The organism is Chryseobacterium sp. Mn2064, from assembly GCF_049319685.1.
GTDB lineage: Bacteria > Bacteroidota > Bacteroidia > Flavobacteriales > Weeksellaceae > Chryseobacterium.
In genome coordinates, this window is sequence record NZ_JBMOUE010000009.1 from 78,679 (window position 1) to 98,483 (window position 19,805).

A 19,805-nucleotide genomic window follows, 5' to 3' on the forward strand; every position below is an offset into this window, starting at 1 on the left:
TGGGATAGGTTTTTTTTATATTTTTACGCCACTTAAACTTGAGGGTCACTACGAATGAAAAAACTAGCATTAGCATCAGGAATACTATTGCATTTATACTGTTATAAAGCTCAGGACACTATCCAGTCCCGAAATCTACAACAAGATCTGGCAGCAATCAGCTCAGACAATATTAATATTGTTCAGGATAAAACTCCTTTTATGAAAAAGGAATGGGTAAAAAAGTCTATAGCTCCAGCCATACTTTTTACGGCGGCAGCCGCTACATGGGGTGAAAAAGAAAACATCCGGGAAGTCCGCAATCGATATCTTCCCACCTTTAAAGCAAAATATGATGACTATCTCCAATACGCTCCCGCCGCCACTGTTTATGGATTAAAACTGGCAGGCGTAAAAGGAAGGAACAATATTGGAAGAGCTACTCTATCTTACGGAACCAGTTTGGTGATTATGGCTATATTGGTAAATTCTATCAAATATACAGCAAAAGTTGAGCGTCCGGACGGTTCTAAAAACAATTCATTTCCTTCAGGTCACAGCGCTATGGCCTTTACCAATGCGAGCTTCCTTCATAAAGAATATGGAATGGTGAATCCCGCCTATAGCATTGCCGGATACGGAAGTGCTGCTCTTACAGGATTGGGACGAAATTTAAATAACAGACACTGGATTCCCGATGTACTTGCCGGTGCAGGAATTGGTATTTTATCTACAGAATTAGGATATTTCTTTATTGATAAGATTTACAAAAACAAAGGTGACAATTTAGGATTTCTATCTAAGATTGAAGGAAATGACAACCCATCCTTTTTAGCTTTAAAAATGGGAGCCGCTTTTGGAACAACCAACTTCCTTAAAGAATCTGAACTGGATGATAAAAAGCAAATTGGTTTTGAAGGAGGATTAGAAGGTGCTTATTTCTTTTCAAAAAAATGGGGTGTAGGTGGAGATTTAAGCTTCAGCAGCTTCCCGATCAAGCCTTTGAGAGTTCCTCTGGAAAATGGAGAAAGTTTTGGTGACTACAGTATCATTACACAATCTTTAGGATTTCTTGGAGCAGGTGTTGGGCCTTACTTTTCTCATGAGTTTTCAGACAACTGGCAGATCATGTTCAAAGCCACTGCGGGATATTCTGCTACGGCGAGTGGAAAAGTTTTCATCAAAAGTGATAATATTGATTCTTCCACGCATGAACTTCCCATAGCCAGATATAAACCCAAACCAGCTTTCCGTTGGAACACGGGTGCTGCTCTTACTTACAAATTCAATCCAGAATTGGGAATTACGCTATATTCTGAGTATAACCAAATCAATTCCTCCATCCGTTATCATTTTAGTGATACCGTTGAAGAGAGCGAAGAACTGGATAATGAACTCAACAACTTAATTGCCAAGGAAAGAATCAATTACTTTACTTTAGGATTGCGACTGACAGCATATTTCTAAGATATTTTTAAAATACTTTCATTTAGAAATAAACAATTTATAGGTGAAACAAAAAAGCTCTATCCATTTGATAGAGCTTTTTTAATGTTATAAAACTTTGCTGTTATCTTCCGGAGTATAATCCATAAAGAGATCTCCGTCCAATTTCACAGATTTTACCTTTTTCTTAATAGGAATAGCCAAATCTGTCATTTTTTGATCTTTTTCCCAAACCGAAGGAGAAAAATGAAGTTTTTCAATCGTTCCATCCTCGTAGGAAATTATGGCATCAAACGGAATGGCAAATCCGCCTACATTTACAACATTCACCGTTAGCAAATCATTCATCTGAGAAGCTCTTGCCACTTTAAGATCAATATAGTTGTTGGTATAAAACCAGTTGTGGAAAAACCAGTTCAGATTTTTACCCGCTCCCGTATTCATCGAATTAAAATAATCCCACGGCACAGGATGCTTCCCGTTCCAGTTATTCATATAATGATGTAATGCTTTCTTGAATAATTCATCACCCAAGTAATCTTTCAAAGCGAGGTAAGATAAAGAAGCCTTTACATAAGAGTTATTCCCATACCCTGCACCACTTACCTGTGTACTCATGGTAATGATAGGTTGATCCTGTTCCGCAGAAGGGTCAGTGATCCATTTTTTCACACGGAAATTTTTGTAAAATTCTTTAGCAGCCTGCTCTCCATTTTCATCAATTCCGATCAGATATTCTAATGTCGTAGCCCAGCCTTCATCCATAAAAGCATATCTCGTTTCATTAATTCCCATGTAGAAAGGAAAATACGTATGGGCAATTTCATGATCAGCGGTTAATCTTGCATCCCGCAGATCGTCAGGAATACTGGTATCATTAATCATCATTGGATATTCCATATCAGCATATCCCTGAATGGCAGTCATTACATTATAAGGATATTCTACTCCCGGCCAGTTTTTGGAAAACCAATCCAGGTTATAGCGCATCCACTCTACATAATGTTCAAAATCTTTTGCTCCGTTTTTATATCCTGCCTGAACGCTGGCTCTTTTTGTTTTCAGCTGAACACTTGATGCATCCCAAACATAATGATTACTCATTGCAAAACAGAAATCTGTAATATGATTGGCTTTAAATTTCCACACATTCCATTTATTCTGTTTTGTTACTTTACCCGATTTCATTTCCTGCTCGGAGGCGATGTGCATTACCTGGTCACTTTTCAAAGAAGCTTTATATCTTTTCAGATATTCCGGTTGCAATACAACGTCAGGGTTCAGAAAATCACCTGTTGCCCAAACCACATAGTTTTTAGGGGCTGAGATGGTAAAATTATAATCATTAAAATCGTTGTAAAACTCCTGTCTGTCCGAGTGAGGAAGCATATCCCATCCATTATAGTCATCATACACCGATATTCTTGGGAAAGAATAGGCTACGTAAAAAGTTTCAGAATCGATCTGTCCTTCTCTCCCACTTTGTACGGAAAGAGGGTACTCCCACTCTATTTTAACCTCGGCTTTGGATTTTGCTTTCAAAGCAGATTTCAGCTTCACTTTTTCAACCGTTCCCCAATCGTCACTATTGATATCGTATTTCTCACCATTTACGATGAAAGATTTAATTTTCAGTCCTGAGGATAAAAAATCTTTGGAAACAAAACCTGATCTCGGAGACTGCGGCTTGTGAAGGTTATTCACAAATCTTATTGCCAGTTCATTAAGATTATCAGGACTGTTGTTGGTATAGGTAATGATTTCCTTTCCCGAAACCACTTTTGTACCTGCATCCACTTTCACTTCTACATTGTAAATTCCCTTATTCTGCCAATAGTTTTTGCCTGGCGCTCCAGAAATATCACGTGTTCCTTTATCAAAGGCTTTCTTTATATTTCTTGGTATATACAGTTCCTGTGCGGAGATCTGCAGCAACGAGACAACCATCAGCATTCCGGAAAGAATTTTCTTCATAACGCTCTTTTTTAAGATAGGTATCAAAAATAGCGAAAATGTGACATTAGAATTTAAATTCTTTTATAATAATGTTTTATGAAAATTCATATTGATTAAATTCCCTAATTATTTTTTACTGTAAATCTATATAAAGAACAAAATATCATAATTTGCATATCTAAAGTGATCACAAAAATTACTGGAAAAACAGTTCTGTTTTTAATTTGATTAATACCGCATTTATAACCGTTCCTGTTCTGCAGCCTTTTTAATTGTTTTCACATTTTTTACGGATTGATTTCCAAAGTTAAATTTCAACGAAAGCGTAAATCCTTGTGTATCCATATAATCCAGGAAATAATTATCCTGATTGGCATATTTTGTACTGACTTTCTGCCTTGTGCTTCGGAAAATATCATTGACGATGAGGCTGCCTTCCAATCTTTTATTGAAAAACTTTCTGTTCATCACAAAATACGCTGACCAGTTAGAAGAAATTCTGAAAGTTCCCTGTATTCCCGGAGAGTAGTAGCGATGCCCTATTTCCATTTTCCAGTCACTGTTTTTATCCAATGTAAAACTTGTAGAAATAGTAGAATTCCAATTCCAGACTTTATTTTTATACAGCATACTGTCTATCCCGGTAAAGTAATTTTCGTTATGTTCCAGATTTTCGGATACGATGATATTCCACCACGGTTTTATCTGAAAGTTCTTATAGAGGTTCAGTCCAAATGCTTCTCCCTTTTCAATATTGGTAAAATGATAAATAAGGCTATTAGTACTTGGTTCCTGATATGAGATTTCCATTGATGGGTAGATTTCTTTTCGATAATAAAAATCCAGATTCCAATTCTTCCATGAATAGGTCAAATTAAGATTATGAACAATGGTCGCTTTTAACTTTGGATCTCCCTGATAGTAGGAAAACAGATTGTAGTAAGATTTTGCAGGGTTCAACCATGAATACGATGGTCTGCTGATTCTCTTTCCATAGGAGAACCCAAATTCCTGTTTATCTTCGGTAGTGTATTGTGCATAAAAAGTAGGGAAAAACTTCCAGTAATCGTTTTTATTAAGTTCATAAGGTTCAGAAACAATTCCTTCGAGAGCTGTTTTCTCCGCTCGAAGCCCTCCTTTAAAACTCCATTTTCCAATATTGTAGGAAAGTGAAGAATATAAAGCAAAATTGTGTTCTTTATAATCAAAAATACTACTCTTTTCTGGTCTGTATTGAAGCTGTCCATTTTCATTATCTGAAAAATCGAGCTGACTGTTGGTTTTCACAAAACTATACTTGGCTCCGGACTCAAATTCCAGTTTATCATTTTTCCATTGATAATCCAATTGGGTAGAATACAACTGAACATCAGCTTTGTTTTGGGTGATAAAATTATCTTCTCGCGACAGTTCTCCGGCAAAGTTCAAATGGGTGATTACATTCTGATATTTGTCGGCATTATTTCCTGTAAAATAATTGATCCACGACAGGCTGCTCTTTTTATTCAGTTTCCTATCTACCTGAAAGCTTAAAGAATTGTTGATAGAGCGTGAACGATGATCATTGATTGTTCTGTATTCAGATTCAACAATATCCTGGCTGTTCAAAATATGAGTAGGAACATCATAAGTTCCGTAAGATTTTGGAGAAAAATACCCTGAATAGTTGAGACTCAAATTGGTCAAACTGTCCAATTCATATTCTACATTAAAGTTCAGGGTATTCTGGTTAGTGTTTTTATCCTTCCTATTCATCATACTTACCCATCGGGTCTGGCTTTCCGGATAGTTGACATAGTCTGTTCCTTCCCGGTAGTATGTTCCCAAGCCTTTATAATAGCTTCCCATAACGGAAAGTTTATCCTTTTTATAATACTGCGAAAGTCCAAAAACTCCTTTTGCATATTGTGTCTGTACATATTTGGAAGATACAATACCACGATAGCCTTCAATTTTGTTCTTTTTCATGACGATATTCAGAACAGCGCTTCCTGAGGCTTCATATTTCGCCGGAGGATTGGTAATAACTTCTACAGATTTGATTTCATCACCCTGTGTATTTTCCAAAAGATTCTTAAGTTCATCTCCAGTCAGCATTACCTTTTTATCATTAATGGTAACAAGAATACCTGTGCTTCCTTTTACGGTAAGCGCATTATTACTGACGCTGACATTAGGGGTATTTTTTAAAATTTCCCAGGCGTTCAGAGAAGAGATATTGCTATTTTCGACATTGAATTCAAGACGGTCGATCTTTCTTTTTACCAATGGTTTTCGTTTAGTCATTACAACCTCTTCTATTTCCTGAGATTCTTTTTTCAGAACAATCTGTAAAAGGTCGGGCTTCTCAAGATCCAACGTCTTTTCGTACAAAGAATATCCTTTGTTTTTTACCACCAACTTTACTGTTGGTTCCGAAATACCTTCCAGTATAAAATTTCCGTTATGATCACTTTTCAATTCTCTGACCAATTCATTTTGTGAATTATATAACAGAATTTTTATCTCTGAAAGTTTTTCATTCTCTGCATTCTCAATAGTACCTGTCAGCTTTTGTTTCTGAGCAAGTATCAACACCGGAAAGCACAGAAAAAGAATAATTTTTCTCATAATGATGAATGTTTTTTTATGAAGCAAAACAAAATTTCGTTTTGTTTTACATTGCAAAATTCTGTATTGAAAGGGAGAATTTCGGTTAATGGAAGGTTAACGCAGGGTTAATGTCCAAATACTGTTTTCAGAAAATTCTTAAAGCATTATCTTTGTTTCAATGGTATCCAAAAGCAAACATCTTATCCTCCTTTTTTCTACATTATTCCTGCTTCTTCTGGGAATTCAGGCATATTTTATGTATAAAACCTATCAGGTGAAAGAAAGAGACATTTACCGTTCTGTAAATAATCAGCTCACAAATTATTCTGATAAGCTGGAGAATATTCATGACGCAAAAGAGGTAAAAAGTGATACGCTTCAACGGATTATCATCAGATACTATAATAAAGAGATCAGCAAAAAAGAATTTATAAGACATTTTTCTGAGGATAGAAAAGAAGTAAGTAAAAGACTGAACAATTACATCAATGATCGTCTCAAAAAAGATGGATATCAAATTTCCGCAAGGATCAGATACACCTCAATCATTCATCTTCCGGATAGCGTTAAGGTGATTAGCAATCCAATCACCATTTTTGAAACAAAAGACCCGGTAAAAAAGCCTAAAGTATCCAGTACCGGAACCTGGAGAACCTCATCCACAAGAGAAACCAAAGGGATAGAAACGCCTGAAAAAAGAGATATCTTTTTCATCACCAGCCAGAGCGATTTTGAAATCCGGAATATTAAAAGTATCGTTTTTAAAGAGTTGGCATTATTAATAATCTGCTGCATCCTTTTGCTGGGCAGTGTCCTTCTGCTCTATATTTTCACCATTCAAAATTTAATTAAACAGAAGAAACAGGTAGAAGTTCTCCACACCGTTGTGGATAATATTTCACATGAATTCAAAACGCCTATTGCCACATTAAAAATTGCCTCAAAAACCCTGAAAAAAGAAATGCGCCCAGAGACTCTTCCTCTCATAGACAGACAGATTTCAAGACTGGAAAGCCTGATGCATCAGCTTCATAAGGATGAAATACCCGATGAAATGAGTCCTGTACAACCGGAAGACTGGAGTTTCTTTATTCAGGATCTTGCTTTTACGTATTCTCAAAACAAATTCAAGCTTGAAAATAAAGTATCACAAGAACTTCCTTTTGATAAAAATCTCATGGAAACAGTGATTAAAAACTTATGTGAAAACAGTGTAAAATATGGAGCTTCCGATATCAATATAAATATAGCAAACCTTTCTGATCACCTGGAAATTGAAATCTCCGATAACGGAAATGGCATGGAAAACAGTGAACTAAAGAATATTTTTGAAAAGTTCTACAGAATCCAGGGCAACAATATCCATAACAGCAAAGGGCTTGGACTTGGGCTTTATTTTGTAAAAAAGATTATTTCAAATTATCAAGGTAAAATAGATGTTTCCAGCCAGCGTGGTGTGGGAAGTACTTTTAAAATATCAGTTCCTTATGAAAACTAAAATTCTTCTGGCAGAAGACGATCCGGATTTTGGGATGATCCTGAAACAATATCTGGAACTGGAAGATTTTGAAGTCAGCTGGTTTCAGAATCCTCAGGATATTGCCACCCTCATCTCTACAGATTTTAATTTCCACATCGGTATTCTGGATGTCATGATGCCGAATATTGATGGTTTCTCACTCGCTAAAATGATTTTAAAGGAAAGAAATGGGTTCCCCCTATTATTTTTAACAGCAAAAAATCAGAAAATTGACCGGTTAACCGGATTGAAAATAGGAGCAGACGATTATATTCCCAAACCTTGTGATCCTGAGGAACTGGTATTAAGAATCAAAAATATATTAAAAAGAGCGGCTCCTGTAACCACAGATCTTCATATAAAAATCGGACAGTATCAACTGGATACCCAGAAGCTTCAGCTTTCCCATCCCAATGGTAATGTACGATTGACTGCCCGTGAGCAGGAACTTCTACTGTACCTTCTGAAACATAATCATACAATGATCACAAGGGATAATATTCTGGATCATATCTGGGAGACCAACGATTATTTTACAGGAAGAAGTCTGGATGTATTCATTAGCAGACTCAGAAAATACTTCAGTAATGATGAGGAAGTAAAAATCCAATCCCTGAGAGGAATTGGATTTGAGGTTGATTTTCCAACTGTTTGATTTCTTTTATAGGGAAAGATTCACAAGTACCGGAAAGTGATCCGAAGGATAGAGAAGGTTTTCTCTTCTGTCGTTGATATGTCTGTGTTTCTTTATTTTGAATCCTTGGGTAAAAATATAGTCAATTCTTTCTTTGGGTACTTCATTCACATTAAACCCGGTGAAGGTTCCTACAGGGCCATAATGCTTGGTTTCCGAATGGTAAAAACTGTCTTTCATATTCTGAGAAAGAATTTTTATAGGTTCAGAATCGTCTGTAAGGTTAAAGTCTCCACTCAACGTTACCGGAAGATTTTTAGGGTTAAGTTCTTTAATCTTTTTCAGGATTAGTTCAGAAGATTTTACTCTTGCCACATTTCCTATATGATCAAAGTGAAGATTCATGGCCAGGAATTCTTTTTTTGTTTTCTTATCCTTGAAAATAGCATATGTACAGATTCTGTTCAATGCAGCATCCCATCCTTTTGAAGGTTTTTCGGGAGTTTCAGATAACCAGAACGTTCCAGATTTTACAACATCCAGTCTGTTGGTGTCATAAAAAATAGCAGAAAATTCTCCTTTTTCTTTTCCGTCATCTCTTCCCACTCCGATGTACTCATAGTTTTTCAATCCGTTTTTGATATCTTTCATCTGTTCTGGAAGTGCTTCCTGAACACCGAAATAATCGGGATGATAATATGTTAATAAATCGGCAACATCCTGTTTTCTCTGTGGCCAGGCATTCTCTTTATCAGATTCTACATTCAGTCTGATATTGAAACTCATTACGGTAAAGTCCTGTGAAAATCCCCATGCAAAAAACACGAGGAACATCATTGAAAGTCTGAAATTCATATGTTATTTTATCAGTAAGAGACAAAAATAAGGCTTCTCTTTGACAAGGAAGTCTTGTTTGTATGATTATATTGTTAAATTAACCATATAATTTGTGAAACGACATTTCAATTTGCAGTCATCCTATGGTTTTGCAGCAGAGGAGGACCAAATATTATTATCCAAATTAGCATCAGGAATTAAAGATTTCGGATCAAGTTTCACCTCGTTGATGGCTTTATTCGAATCTATTTGGATGGTCCATTCTTTATTTTTTTTCCAAACCTCAACAGGTATTTTTACTGTTTTTGCTGTTCCATCTTTAAAAGTTATCCGAACAGTTGTCGGCATTGGAAGCTGTCCTATATTTTCAATGGTAATCTGAGCACCATATTGAGGATCATTTCCCAGATATGTTACATTTTTCACTGCTTGATCTATCTTCCAGTTATTAAAAAACCACCCTCTCCAAAACCAGCTCAGCTCTTCTCCTGAAACATTTTCCATACTGTGGAAAAAGTCCCAGGGAGTAGGATGCTTAAAGGCCCAACGGTCGATATAAGTTCTGAAAGCTTTGTCAAATTTTTCAGGTCCTAGAATCGTTTCTCTTAATATAGATAATCCCGCAGCGGGTTTGTAATAAGCTAAAGTACCAATATTTCCTCCTCCCATATTATCAGGCCCCACCATAATAGGCTCCAGATTATCATTCATAAGAAAATCGGCTTTCAGAGAATTCCCTTTTCTGGAATATTCTCCTTTATTAAAAGCATCTGTTGAAAGGCTGTTGATAAATGTATTAAAACCTTCATCCATCCAGGCAAACATTCTTTCATTAGATCCCACGATCATTGGAAACCAGTTGTGACCAAACTCATGATCGATTACTCCCCAAAGCCCAGATCCTTTTGAATTCATGTGACAGAAAACAATTCCGGGATATTCCATTCCGCCAGCATTTCCTGCTACGTTGATGGCTGCCGGATAGGTATATTCATACCACTTTTCAGAATAATATTCTATAGAAGCCTTGGTATATTCTGTAGACCTTCCCCACTCGCTTTCAACAGGATATGCTGAAACAGCCAGTGATTTCTTTCCACTTGGCAAATTAATTTTTGCTGCATCTAAAATAAATCCTGCAGAAGATGCCCACGCAAAATCTCTGGCCTGTACAATTTTAAATTTCCAGGTTTTGGTTCCGGAGGGTTTATTTTTCGTAATTTCAGATTCTGGCCGTATCATTACAGTTTTATCACTGTTTCTGGCCTGATTCCATCGGTTTATTTCTTCTTTACTGTATACTCCTTTCTCATTTAAAAGTTCTCCTGATGCTACTACATAATGGCTTGCCGGAACTGTAATATTGGCGGTGATATTTCCATATTCCAGATAAAATTCTGAAGCGCCTAAATAAGGAAGGGTATTCCATCCCATTACATCATCATATACACACATTCTTGGGTACCATTGCGCTACGGTAAAAATTCTGCCATTTTTCGTTTCCAGGATTCCCATTCTGCTAGAGCCATAATCAGGAGAAACAAAAGAATATTCAATCGATATTTTGGCGACGCCTCCTCTTGATTTCAGTTCTTTTGGTAAATCAATCTGCATCCTTGTATCGCTAACTGTATATTTTACATCTTTACCATCAAGCTTTACTGATTTAATGGTATATCCCCCGTCAAAATTTTCACCATTACGTCCCTTTCCACTACTATATAAAGCAGTTACAGCGTTTCCACGAGAGTCTTTTGCAAATAAATTTTGATCCAGCTGCAACCAAAGAAAACTTAACTGATCCGGACTGTTGTTGGTATACGTAATTTCAGCAGTACCCGTAATCTCTTTTTTGTCCTCGTTTAAACTTACGTCCAAATGATAGTCGGCAGAATTCTGCCAATAAGCATGTCCGGGTTGACCGCTAGCGGAACGGGTTTCGGTGCCTGTCTGTGGATAAAAGAAAGGTTTAAATGCTTCTACATAATCATATTTTGGAGCTTGCTGCGCGTAAGTAAATCCTGAAAGAAGAAAAGCACTTACTGCAGAAAAGACTGTCGGAAGTTTATAATTCATAGTAAAAGTTTTGTAGATAGGTAAAAAAACCTCCCGCGATTGTTACAAATCCGGGAGGTTTTTATCAGTATTATTTCGTTTAGTTTGATTTTTTCGCTTTGATCATTGCTTCCAAAGCATCCCACATTTCACTTGAGATAGCTTCCAGCATATTGAACTCTCCTGCTCCCTGAAGCCATTCTCCACCATCAATGGTGACAACTTCCCCATTCATATAAGCGGAATAATCTGAGACAAGATACGCTGCCAGGTTCGCCAATTCCTGATGTTCTCCTACTCTTCTTAATGGAACTTTCTTTTTCATATCGAATTTTTCCTGAAGATCCCCTGGAAGAAGTCTGTCCCACGCACCTTTTGTAGGAAATGGCCCTGGAGCAATCGCATTGAAACGAATTCCGTACTTAGCCCATTCTACTGCCAATGATCTTGTCATGGCCAATACACCTGCTTTTGCACAAGCTGAAGGAACTACATAAGCAGAACCCGTCCAGGCGTAGGTTGTTACAATATTCAGAACTGTTCCCGGAGATTTAGAATCGATCCAGTGTTTTCCGATGGAAAGGGTACAGTTTTTTGTTCCTTTTAAAACAATATCCAAAATAGAATCAAAAGCGGAGTGCGTCAGTTTTTCTGTAGGAGAAATAAAGTTTCCTGCAGCGTTGTTGAGCAGGATATCAATTTTACCAAATTCTTTTAAAGCAGCTTCTTTCATTGCCTCTACTTCTTCCCAGTTTCTTACATCACAAGCTACACAAAGAACCTTTCCGCCTGTTTCATCTTCCAGTTCTTTTGCTGTCGTTTGAAGTTTTTCCAGATTTCTGGAAGTAATCACCACACTGGCGCCCAGCTCCAGAAAATATTTGGTCATTGCTTTACCAAGTCCGCTTCCGCCTCCTGTTACAATTGCTACTTTATCTTTTAGTGCTCCTTCGCGCAGCATCGGTTGTGTGTATATGCTCATAATTTAATTATTTTAATAAATATATAATATAAATTCTACAGACTGAGAAAAGATTCTCATAGAAAATTAATGATACTTGATATGTAAATTTAATATAATTATTCTTCCTGTCGTTTTTTTAAATTATGCAGGAGATAGTAATGAGAAAAAAGCCGTTCCACAGATAGTGAGACGGCTTCTTGTTAATATTGAAATATGATTTATTATGAAGTGACTGTTCCTTTAAAAGAAAGAGTCTTCGGAGTTTTGCTTTCGCTGGTTGTAACGTTTACTGTTTTCATAAACGGACCTGCTGCAGCGGCGTTATAACTTGCTTCTACAAAACCTTTTTTCCCTGGCTGAATAGGTGTTTTTGTATAATCTGCTGTTGTACATCCGCATGAAGGCGCTACATTCTGTATGATGATCGGCTTTGAACTTGTATTGGTAAATTCAAATCTGATGATTTTTGGTTTTCCCTGAGGAATGCTTCCCACGTCTATAGATTCTGACTTCCATTTGATAGCATCAGCAACCACTTTTACAATAGAAGGAGCTTCTGTAGAGAATACATTTGCATAAAATGGAGAGAAAGCTAAAACTGCTAAAACTGCTGTAATTTTTAATTTTTTCATGAGTATAAATTTTAATGGTTAAGGATAATGAACTAAGGCCCTATCCTTTTTATTGATATAGCAAATATAAAACAGAAAACAGCAGTCACTTGTTAACCGCTGTCAAACATTTGTTAACAAGTTGTTAATGATAAAAGATTAATAGATATTTTTGGATAATATTGTTCTGGAAAAATGAAAATCAAGAAACTCAATATTATTATCACGTTAGGATTTGTAGCTATTATTGGAATTTTAATAGCTCAGCTCATGTGGACCATACAGGCTTACAACCTTGAAGATAAAAAGTTCAACCAAAAAGTAAATATTGCATTGCTTGAAGTAGCAGAAAAATTATCTGGAGGAAAAAATTCTTTTACTGAAAACCCTGTACAGAATATTGCCAATGATTATTACGTAGTTAATATTAACAATGAATTTCACCCCGTTGTTCTGGAATATTACCTGAAAACAGAATTCACCCGTTTTCAGATCAATACAGATTATGTGTATGCCTTATACAACTGTCACAGCGACAAAATGATCTATGGAAAATATATGTCTACGCATCAGGAAAATCCCAGTAATAAAGTCATCAATTTCCCGAAGCATAAGAACCTCATCTATTATTTTTCTATTCGTTTTCCTGATAAAACCACTTATCTGATCAGTTCATTAAGATTTTGGTATGTGCTTACTTTTGCACTTATCATTATTCTTTTGGTGTATGTGTATTCTATTTACACGATTATTCAACAGAAAAAATTCTCAGAGCTGCAGCGTGATTTCATCAATAATATGACGCATGAATTTAAAACTCCTTTGTCCTCAATCCTTTTAGCATCAGAAGCGCTCAACAAACAGGATTTGGTAAAGGAGAATACGAAGCTGCAAACCTATACTTCCATTATCATCGATCAAAGTTATAAACTCAACAGTCACATTGAAAAGATACTGAATCTGGCCAAAAATGATGATTATGGACTCTCGTTAAAACCTCAAAAAATAATATTACTTCCATTTATTCAGGAGATTGCGGATGCTATGCTGCAAAAAGAAAAAGATCTCAATATCCATATAGAGATTGACAGCGGTATTGCAATCATGGCCGATGAGTTTCACTTTACTAACATCATTTATAATATTTTGGATAATTCCATCAAGTATTGTGAGACACAGCCTACGATTATTATTTCTTCCTATAAAGATTCAAAAGGGCTATATTTAAAGTTTAAAGACAACGGAATGGGGATTCCTGTTAAAAATATTCCTCATATTTTTGAAAAGTTTTACCGCGTAAATACAAAAAGAAGTGAAGAGGTGAATGGTTTCGGATTAGGATTATTTTACGTAAAAAAGGTTGTACAGCAGCATAACTGGAAAATTTCGGTAGAAAATAATACAGACAGAGGAATTACCACTACCCTCTTTTTCCCGTTTTAAATTGAATAAGTAAGTATGGAGAAATCTAAAATTTTATATGCAGAAGATGATGAAACAATTGCTTTCCTTATACAGGACAGCCTGGAAACTTATTATGACATCAGCTGCTATTCGGATGGTAAATCTGCCGTTGAAGCCTTTAACAGTAATACTTTCGACATCTGCCTTCTGGATATTATGATGCCTGAAATGAATGGTTTTGAAGTAGCACAACACATTCGTAGCAAAAATTCAGACATCCCTATCATATTTATTTCGGCAAAAGCTTTGAAAGAAGACCGCATCAAAGGTTTGAAAATAGGTGCCGATGATTATCTGGTAAAACCATTCAGCATAGAAGAACTGATTCTGAAAATTGAAGTTTTTCTGAAGCGCTCAAAGAAAACCCATACCTATTCCAACAACTATAAAGTAGGCAAATACGATTTCGATCCTAAAAATTATACCTTACAGGACGCCATCAGTACCATTACTCTTACTCAGAGAGAGTCTGAACTGCTTTTATACTTTATCCGTAATAAAAATACGGTTCTGAAAAGACAGGACATCCTGAAAGCCATTTGGGGAGATGATGATTACTTTATGGGGCGCAGTCTGGATGTCTTTATTTCAAGGCTGAGAAAAGTATTGGCCGATGAGCAGAACATTCTGATTGAAAATCTTCACGGAATAGGGTTCCGCTTTTCTGAAAAGCATCAATATTAAACGAATTTCATGTAAAATAAAGCAGTAAATGATGATTTTAATTAATTTTAACCTTTGAAAATTTGTCATTAATGAAACATCACAAGACCTCTGTTTTTCTGTTTCTTTTATTTTTCAGCGTACACTGTAATGCTCAAAAATTTGAAAAACTGATACAATATGTCCATCCCCTTATTGGGACCGAAAAAATGGGACACACTTATCCTGGTGCCACTTCACCTTTTGGAGCCGTACAGCTGAGCCCGGAAACAGATTCCATTTCCTATGAACTCAACGGAAAGTACAATGGAGAAGTTTACAAATACTGTGCAGGCTATCGTTATGAAGATAAAACAATTGTAGGCTTTAGTTCTACACACTTCAGTGGTACGGGGCATTCCGATTTAGGAGATTTTCTTATTATGCCTACGATAGGAAAATTACAGCTTAATCCTGGTACAGCTTCCCATCCTGAAAGGGGTTACAGAAGTACTTTTTCACACCAGAATGAAACAGCAGAAGCTGGATATTACAAAGTAAAACTGGATGATCATAATATTTTAGCAGAACTCACAGCAACCTCAAGAGTGGGTGTTCACCGCTATACCTTTCCAAAGTCTGACCAGGCTCATATCATTCTGGATCTGATGGCCGGAATTTATAATTATAATGGAAAAAATGTTTGGACCTACGCTCGTGTAGAAAACGGAAATACTGTAACCGGTTACCGTCAGACCAATGGCTGGGCGCGAACAAGAACGGTTTATTTTGCCATGAAATTCTCAAAGCCTTTTAAAAATTATGGTCAGCAAAACTATGATGGAAAGCAGGTTTATAATGGGTTTTGGAGAAAATTTGATCAAACTAAAAACTTCCCGGAAATTGCAGGAAAAAATCTAAAAATGTATTTCGATTTTGATACTCACGACAATGAAGCTATTGAAATCAAACTTGCTATTTCCCCGGTAAGCCAGGCCAATGCAATGGAAAATCTTGAAAAAGAAACAGGAAATCTGTCTTTCGATCAGGTAAAAGCTCAGACACAGGATATCTGGAACAAAGAACTGAATAAGATTATCATCAAAGGTTCTGATACAGAAAAGATCAATTTCTACACTGCCATGTACCATACTTTTATCAACCCTACAACCTATATGGATGTGAATGGGGAATATAAAGGATTGGATCAAAACATTCATAAAGCAGACGGTTTCACTAACTATACAACATTTTCTCTATGGGATACTTATAGAGCATTACATCCATTCTTCAATATTATTCAGCCTAAAAGGAATAATGATATGGTAAGATCGATGATGGCTCATTATGATCAGTTCTCTATGAAAATGTTACCTATCTGGTCGCATTATGCCAATGATAACTGGTGTATGAGCGGTTATCACAGTGTGAGTGTGGTAGCAGATGCTATTATCAAAGGAAATTATAACGGTGATCCTAAAGAAGCGCTGAAAGCCTGTGTAGAAACAGCTAACAAGAGAGATTATGAAGGAATTGGACAATACATCGACTTAGGTTATATTCCCGCCGAGAAAAACGGAACTTCAGTTTCAAACACCCTGGAATATGCTTATGATGATTGGGCTATAGCTCAACTGGCCAAACATCTTGGGGAAACCGAAATTTACAACCAGTTTATAAAACGTTCTCAAAACTGGAAAAATAATTTTGACCCTACTATTGGCTTTATGCGCCCTCGCCTGGCTGACGGAAGCTTTAAAAAAGATTTTGATGTTTTAAGTACTCACGGGCAAGGTTTTATTGAAGGAAATTCCTGGAATTACAGTTTCTTTGTTCCTCAAAATCCAGATGAACTTATTAAAATGATGGGAGGAAAAAAGAAATTCTCCTCAAAACTGGATGAACTATTCAGCATGCACCTTCCAGATGAATTCTTTGCAGATACAGAGGATATTACACGAGAAGGAATCATCGGTGGATATGTTCATGGAAATGAACCGGCCCATCATGTGGCCTATCTTTATAACTGGGCAGGACAGCCATGGAAAACTCAAGCTCAGATCCGTCGTATCTTAGAAATGCAGTATAAATCGACTCCTGACGGATTGGGAGGAAATGATGACACCGGACAAATGAGCGCATGGTATATTTTAAGCTCCTTAGGTTTTTATCCTGTAGCTCCGGGTTCAGAAGACTATTCTATCGGAAGCCCTGCTGTTGACAACGCTGTACTGAATTTGGAAAATGGAAAAGTCTTTGAAATTGAGGCTATCAACCAGAGTCCAAAAAATGTATATGTTCAGAAAGTTGTTTTGAATGGTAAGGAGATCGAGAATTTTACGCTGAAGCATTCTGAAATTATGAATGGTGGAAAACTGACTTTCTATATGGGAAGTAAAGCAAAAAAATAAAAGGTTGAGACGACATTCTTAGAAAATAAAAAAAGCGGTATGACTACCGCTTTTTTTTATTTATTGATTTGAACATTTTTCTTTGAACAATTTAGTTCCCTCTGTTTGTTCTAAATCTGTCAACCTTTTCAGTGCAACACAGGCCACATCTATTTTATTCTGGGCTAAAGAAATTCCTACCACATTGTATAAAGCATCTGTATTTGTATTGTCATACTCATGGGCTTCATTAAAAAACTCAATTGCTTTATCAAATTTATTATTATTAATCGCTTGTACTGCTTTACCAAAACTTTGTATTGATCGCTTTTTATCTTTTACATAAACAATAAATTTTTGTACAAAATCAACATTATTCTGACCAAAAAAAGAAATCTTCATAGAATTAGTTTCACCTTGGCCTTTTTTTAGTTTACTAGCATATTTATAGGGAATAATAATTTTATCAATTTTTTCAAATCCATAAAGATCCCATTCATTGTAACTTTTTTCAAAAGTACTTTTGAAAAGGTCGATACTTTTTTGTTCTTTTTGAAATCCTTCTTCGTTATTAATTTCGATTTTAATTATTTGTTTTTTCGGAAAAATTAAGATATTTCCTTCGAAAGCAAGGTCATGAGAATATTCCTTTTTTACATACATATCTAATAAATCTGAGATTACGTTTCGTTTTAATGAAGGTGTAAAATCTTTACTAGCTACAACAGAGTCTTTATTATTCTTACTTAAAAAATCTTCCACTAAAATAGATCTATTTACAAACCATATTTTTTTTATTTTATCTGGTGCATCTATACCTTCCACTTTTTGTGTTACAATCAAAGAATCCGAAGTCAATTTTTCAATTTGATAACCTGCTTCCTTAGAAGTTCTCATTAACCTTTTATCTAATTTAAAATCTAAACAACTCTTCCATTCTAAGAATACTGGATGCGTATATTCACAAAGAGTATTTCCATTAATTTTCCACAATAAAATATTTGAATCACGTACTGTTAAATCTCTACTTCCGTCAAGCATACTAAATTTCACCCTTACCCAAGATGAATTAGAGAGCAACTGAGTATTAACTTGTGAATTGAGTTGTAATGAAACAGACAGGAATAGAATTAATAAAAATTTGTACATAGAAATTAGCTATTATTTTTTTCGGTACAAAACTACATAAATTCGGACCATCTAAAAGGTCATAAAAGAACGATAAACATCATATTTATAAAAAAAATTCCACTATTTCAAAATAAAAAAGCGGGCTAAAGCCCGCTTCTATTATATGCTCATGATTTCCGAGATTTTACGGAATCAGTTACTTTTCAATTGTTCTTTCCAGTTCAATTATTCTACTTCAAAAAGTAAACGTTCTCCAAATTTCTCATCGGCAATTTTTCCATTCTCATATACAAGATGTCCGTTTACGAAGGTATGGGTAACTTTAGAATGAAAATTCATTCCTTCCAGTGGGCTCCAACCGCATTTATATAACAAATTGTCTTTAGAAACCATCCAGTCTTCATTAAGATCTACCAAAACCAAGTCTGCCTTATACCCTTCTCTTACAAACCCTCTCTTTTCCACTCTGAAAAGGATGGCTGGGTTATGTGACATCTTCTCAACGATTTTTTCCAGAGATATTTTTCCATTTTTATAATTCTCAAGCATTACAAGTAAAGAATGCTGTACCAATGGTGCTCCTGATGGGCATTTTGTATATACATTATCTTTTTCTTCTGCAGTGTGAGGAGCATGATCTGTAGCAATCACATCAATTCTGTCATCAAGAAGAGCTTCCCAAAGAGCATCTTTATCTGCCTGAGTTTTTACTGCCGGATTCCATTTGATCAGTGATCCTTTTGTTTCATAATCTTCATTGGTAAATGTCAGGTGATGCACACATACCTCAGCAGTAATCTTTTTATCTTTTAACGGAATATCATTTCTGAAAAGTTCCATTTCCTTCGCTGTTGAAAGGTGGAATACATGAAGCCTGGCTCCTGTTTTTTCAGCAAGTTCTATCGCTTTGGAAGATGATTTGTAACACGCTTCTTCGCTTCTGATCAAATGGTGGAACTTTACCGGAATATCATCTCCATACTCCTCCATATACTTTTGAGTATTGGCTCTGATGGTTGCTTCATCTTCACAATGAACGGCAATCAGCATTTTTGTATTGCTAAAAATATTTTCCAAAGTTTCAGGATTGTCAACCAGCATATTTCCGGTGGATGATCCTAAGAATAATTTGATCCCGGGAACATTTCTTGGATTTGTTTTTAAAACCTCTTCAAGATTGTCATTCGTACCTCCCATCATAAAACCATAGTTGGCATATGCTTTCTGAGATCCAATTACATATTTATCTGCAAGCAATTCCTGAGTAACGGCATTAGGAACGGTATTCGGCTGATCAATAAAACTGGTAATTCCACCAGCAATTGCAGCTCTTGATTCAGTTTCGATGTCTCCTTTATGGGTAAGGCCCGGATCACGGAAATGCACTTGGTCATCAATCACTCCCGGAAGAAGATATTTTCCGGAACCATCAATGATCTGATCTGCATTTTCAGCTATATCAGCACCTATTTTAGAGATTACATCGTTTTCTATTAGGATATCGCCTTCAAAGATTTCTCCTTCATTGACGATTTTTACGTTTTTGATAAGAACTTTCATTTCAATTTATTTCCCGGTAAAATTA

Annotated in this window: 14 protein-coding genes; 6 read left to right on the plus strand and 8 right to left on the minus strand. The window is 35.9% G+C overall.

From position 1 onward, the window contains the following. The first annotated feature begins 54 nt into the window (after positions 1-54). Positions 55-1,446: a phosphatase PAP2 family protein gene (locus ACL9RH_RS23190; RefSeq protein WP_422695699.1), complete on the plus strand. Its 1,392-nt coding sequence runs from the start codon at positions 55-57 to the stop codon at positions 1,444-1,446. 87 nt (positions 1,447-1,533) lie between these two features. Here the strand turns inward: ACL9RH_RS23190 and ACL9RH_RS23195 are convergent, their stop codons facing one another. Together ACL9RH_RS23195 and ACL9RH_RS23200 are read right to left on the minus strand one after the other, a co-directional pair. Next, on the minus strand, positions 1,534-3,399 hold the full coding sequence (locus ACL9RH_RS23195; RefSeq protein WP_422695700.1) for a M1 family metallopeptidase: 1,866 nt from the start codon (positions 3,397-3,399) through the stop codon (positions 1,534-1,536). A 222-nt stretch (positions 3,400-3,621) separates the two neighbouring features. Continuing rightward, entirely contained in the window at positions 3,622-5,991 is a 2,370-nt protein-coding gene (locus ACL9RH_RS23200; RefSeq protein WP_422695701.1) for an outer membrane beta-barrel protein, read from the minus strand. A 160-nt stretch (positions 5,992-6,151) separates the two neighbouring features. Here ACL9RH_RS23200 and ACL9RH_RS23205 point away from each other — a divergent pair, with 160 nt between their 5' ends. Together ACL9RH_RS23205 and ACL9RH_RS23210 are read left to right on the plus strand one after the other, a co-directional pair. Continuing rightward, positions 6,152-7,471: a sensor histidine kinase gene (locus ACL9RH_RS23205; protein WP_422695702.1), complete on the plus strand. Its 1,320-nt coding sequence runs from the start codon at positions 6,152-6,154 to the stop codon at positions 7,469-7,471. Beyond that, complete coding sequence (locus ACL9RH_RS23210; protein WP_422695703.1) at positions 7,461-8,147, plus strand: response regulator transcription factor; 687 nt, start codon at positions 7,461-7,463, stop codon at positions 8,145-8,147. The genes ACL9RH_RS23205 and ACL9RH_RS23210 overlap by 11 nt, the downstream gene beginning before the upstream one ends. A gap of 6 nt (positions 8,148-8,153) precedes the next feature. Here ACL9RH_RS23210 and ACL9RH_RS23215 read toward each other — a convergent pair whose 3' ends face one another. From ACL9RH_RS23215 to ACL9RH_RS23230, 4 genes are all read right to left on the minus strand, one after another. Then, positions 8,154-8,981, minus strand: coding sequence for an endonuclease/exonuclease/phosphatase family protein (locus ACL9RH_RS23215; protein ID WP_422695704.1), 828 nt, complete (start codon positions 8,979-8,981; stop codon positions 8,154-8,156). Between the two features lie 123 nt (positions 8,982-9,104). Further along, a complete protein-coding gene (locus ACL9RH_RS23220; protein WP_422695705.1) occupies positions 9,105-11,039 on the minus strand; it encodes a M1 family metallopeptidase in 1,935 nt (644 codons plus the stop codon). Between the two features lie 79 nt (positions 11,040-11,118). After that, positions 11,119-12,000, minus strand: a complete 882-nt coding sequence (locus ACL9RH_RS23225) for an SDR family oxidoreductase (RefSeq protein WP_422695706.1) — start codon at positions 11,998-12,000, stop codon at positions 11,119-11,121. Between the two features lie 203 nt (positions 12,001-12,203). After that, positions 12,204-12,614: a DUF1573 domain-containing protein gene (locus tag ACL9RH_RS23230; RefSeq protein WP_422695707.1), complete on the minus strand. Its 411-nt coding sequence runs from the start codon at positions 12,612-12,614 to the stop codon at positions 12,204-12,206. Positions 12,615-12,788: 174 nt separating this feature from the next. Between ACL9RH_RS23230 and ACL9RH_RS23235 the strand changes: the two genes are divergently transcribed. The 3 genes from ACL9RH_RS23235 (at position 12,789) to ACL9RH_RS23245 (ending at position 17,110) form a co-directional block, all read left to right on the plus strand. Further along, positions 12,789-14,036: a sensor histidine kinase gene (locus ACL9RH_RS23235; RefSeq protein WP_422695708.1), complete on the plus strand. Its 1,248-nt coding sequence runs from the start codon at positions 12,789-12,791 to the stop codon at positions 14,034-14,036. Between the two features lie 15 nt (positions 14,037-14,051). Further along, a complete protein-coding gene (locus ACL9RH_RS23240) occupies positions 14,052-14,741 on the plus strand; it encodes a response regulator transcription factor (RefSeq protein ID WP_422695709.1) in 690 nt (229 codons plus the stop codon). Between the two features lie 71 nt (positions 14,742-14,812). Then, a complete protein-coding gene (locus ACL9RH_RS23245; RefSeq protein WP_422695710.1) occupies positions 14,813-17,110 on the plus strand; it encodes a GH92 family glycosyl hydrolase in 2,298 nt (765 codons plus the stop codon). A 60-nt stretch (positions 17,111-17,170) separates the two neighbouring features. Here the strand turns inward: ACL9RH_RS23245 and ACL9RH_RS23250 are convergent, their stop codons facing one another. Together ACL9RH_RS23250 and ACL9RH_RS23255 are read right to left on the minus strand one after the other, a co-directional pair. Then, positions 17,171-18,130 carry a tetratricopeptide repeat protein gene (locus tag ACL9RH_RS23250; protein WP_422695711.1) on the minus strand — a complete coding sequence of 320 codons (960 nt, stop codon included), beginning with the start codon at positions 18,128-18,130 and terminating at the stop codon, positions 17,171-17,173. A gap of 315 nt (positions 18,131-18,445) precedes the next feature. Next, positions 18,446-19,780 (minus strand): dihydroorotase, encoded by a 1,335-nt coding sequence (locus ACL9RH_RS23255; protein ID WP_422695712.1) that lies wholly within the window; start codon positions 19,778-19,780, stop codon positions 18,446-18,448. Between the last annotated feature and the right edge of the window lie 25 nt (positions 19,781-19,805).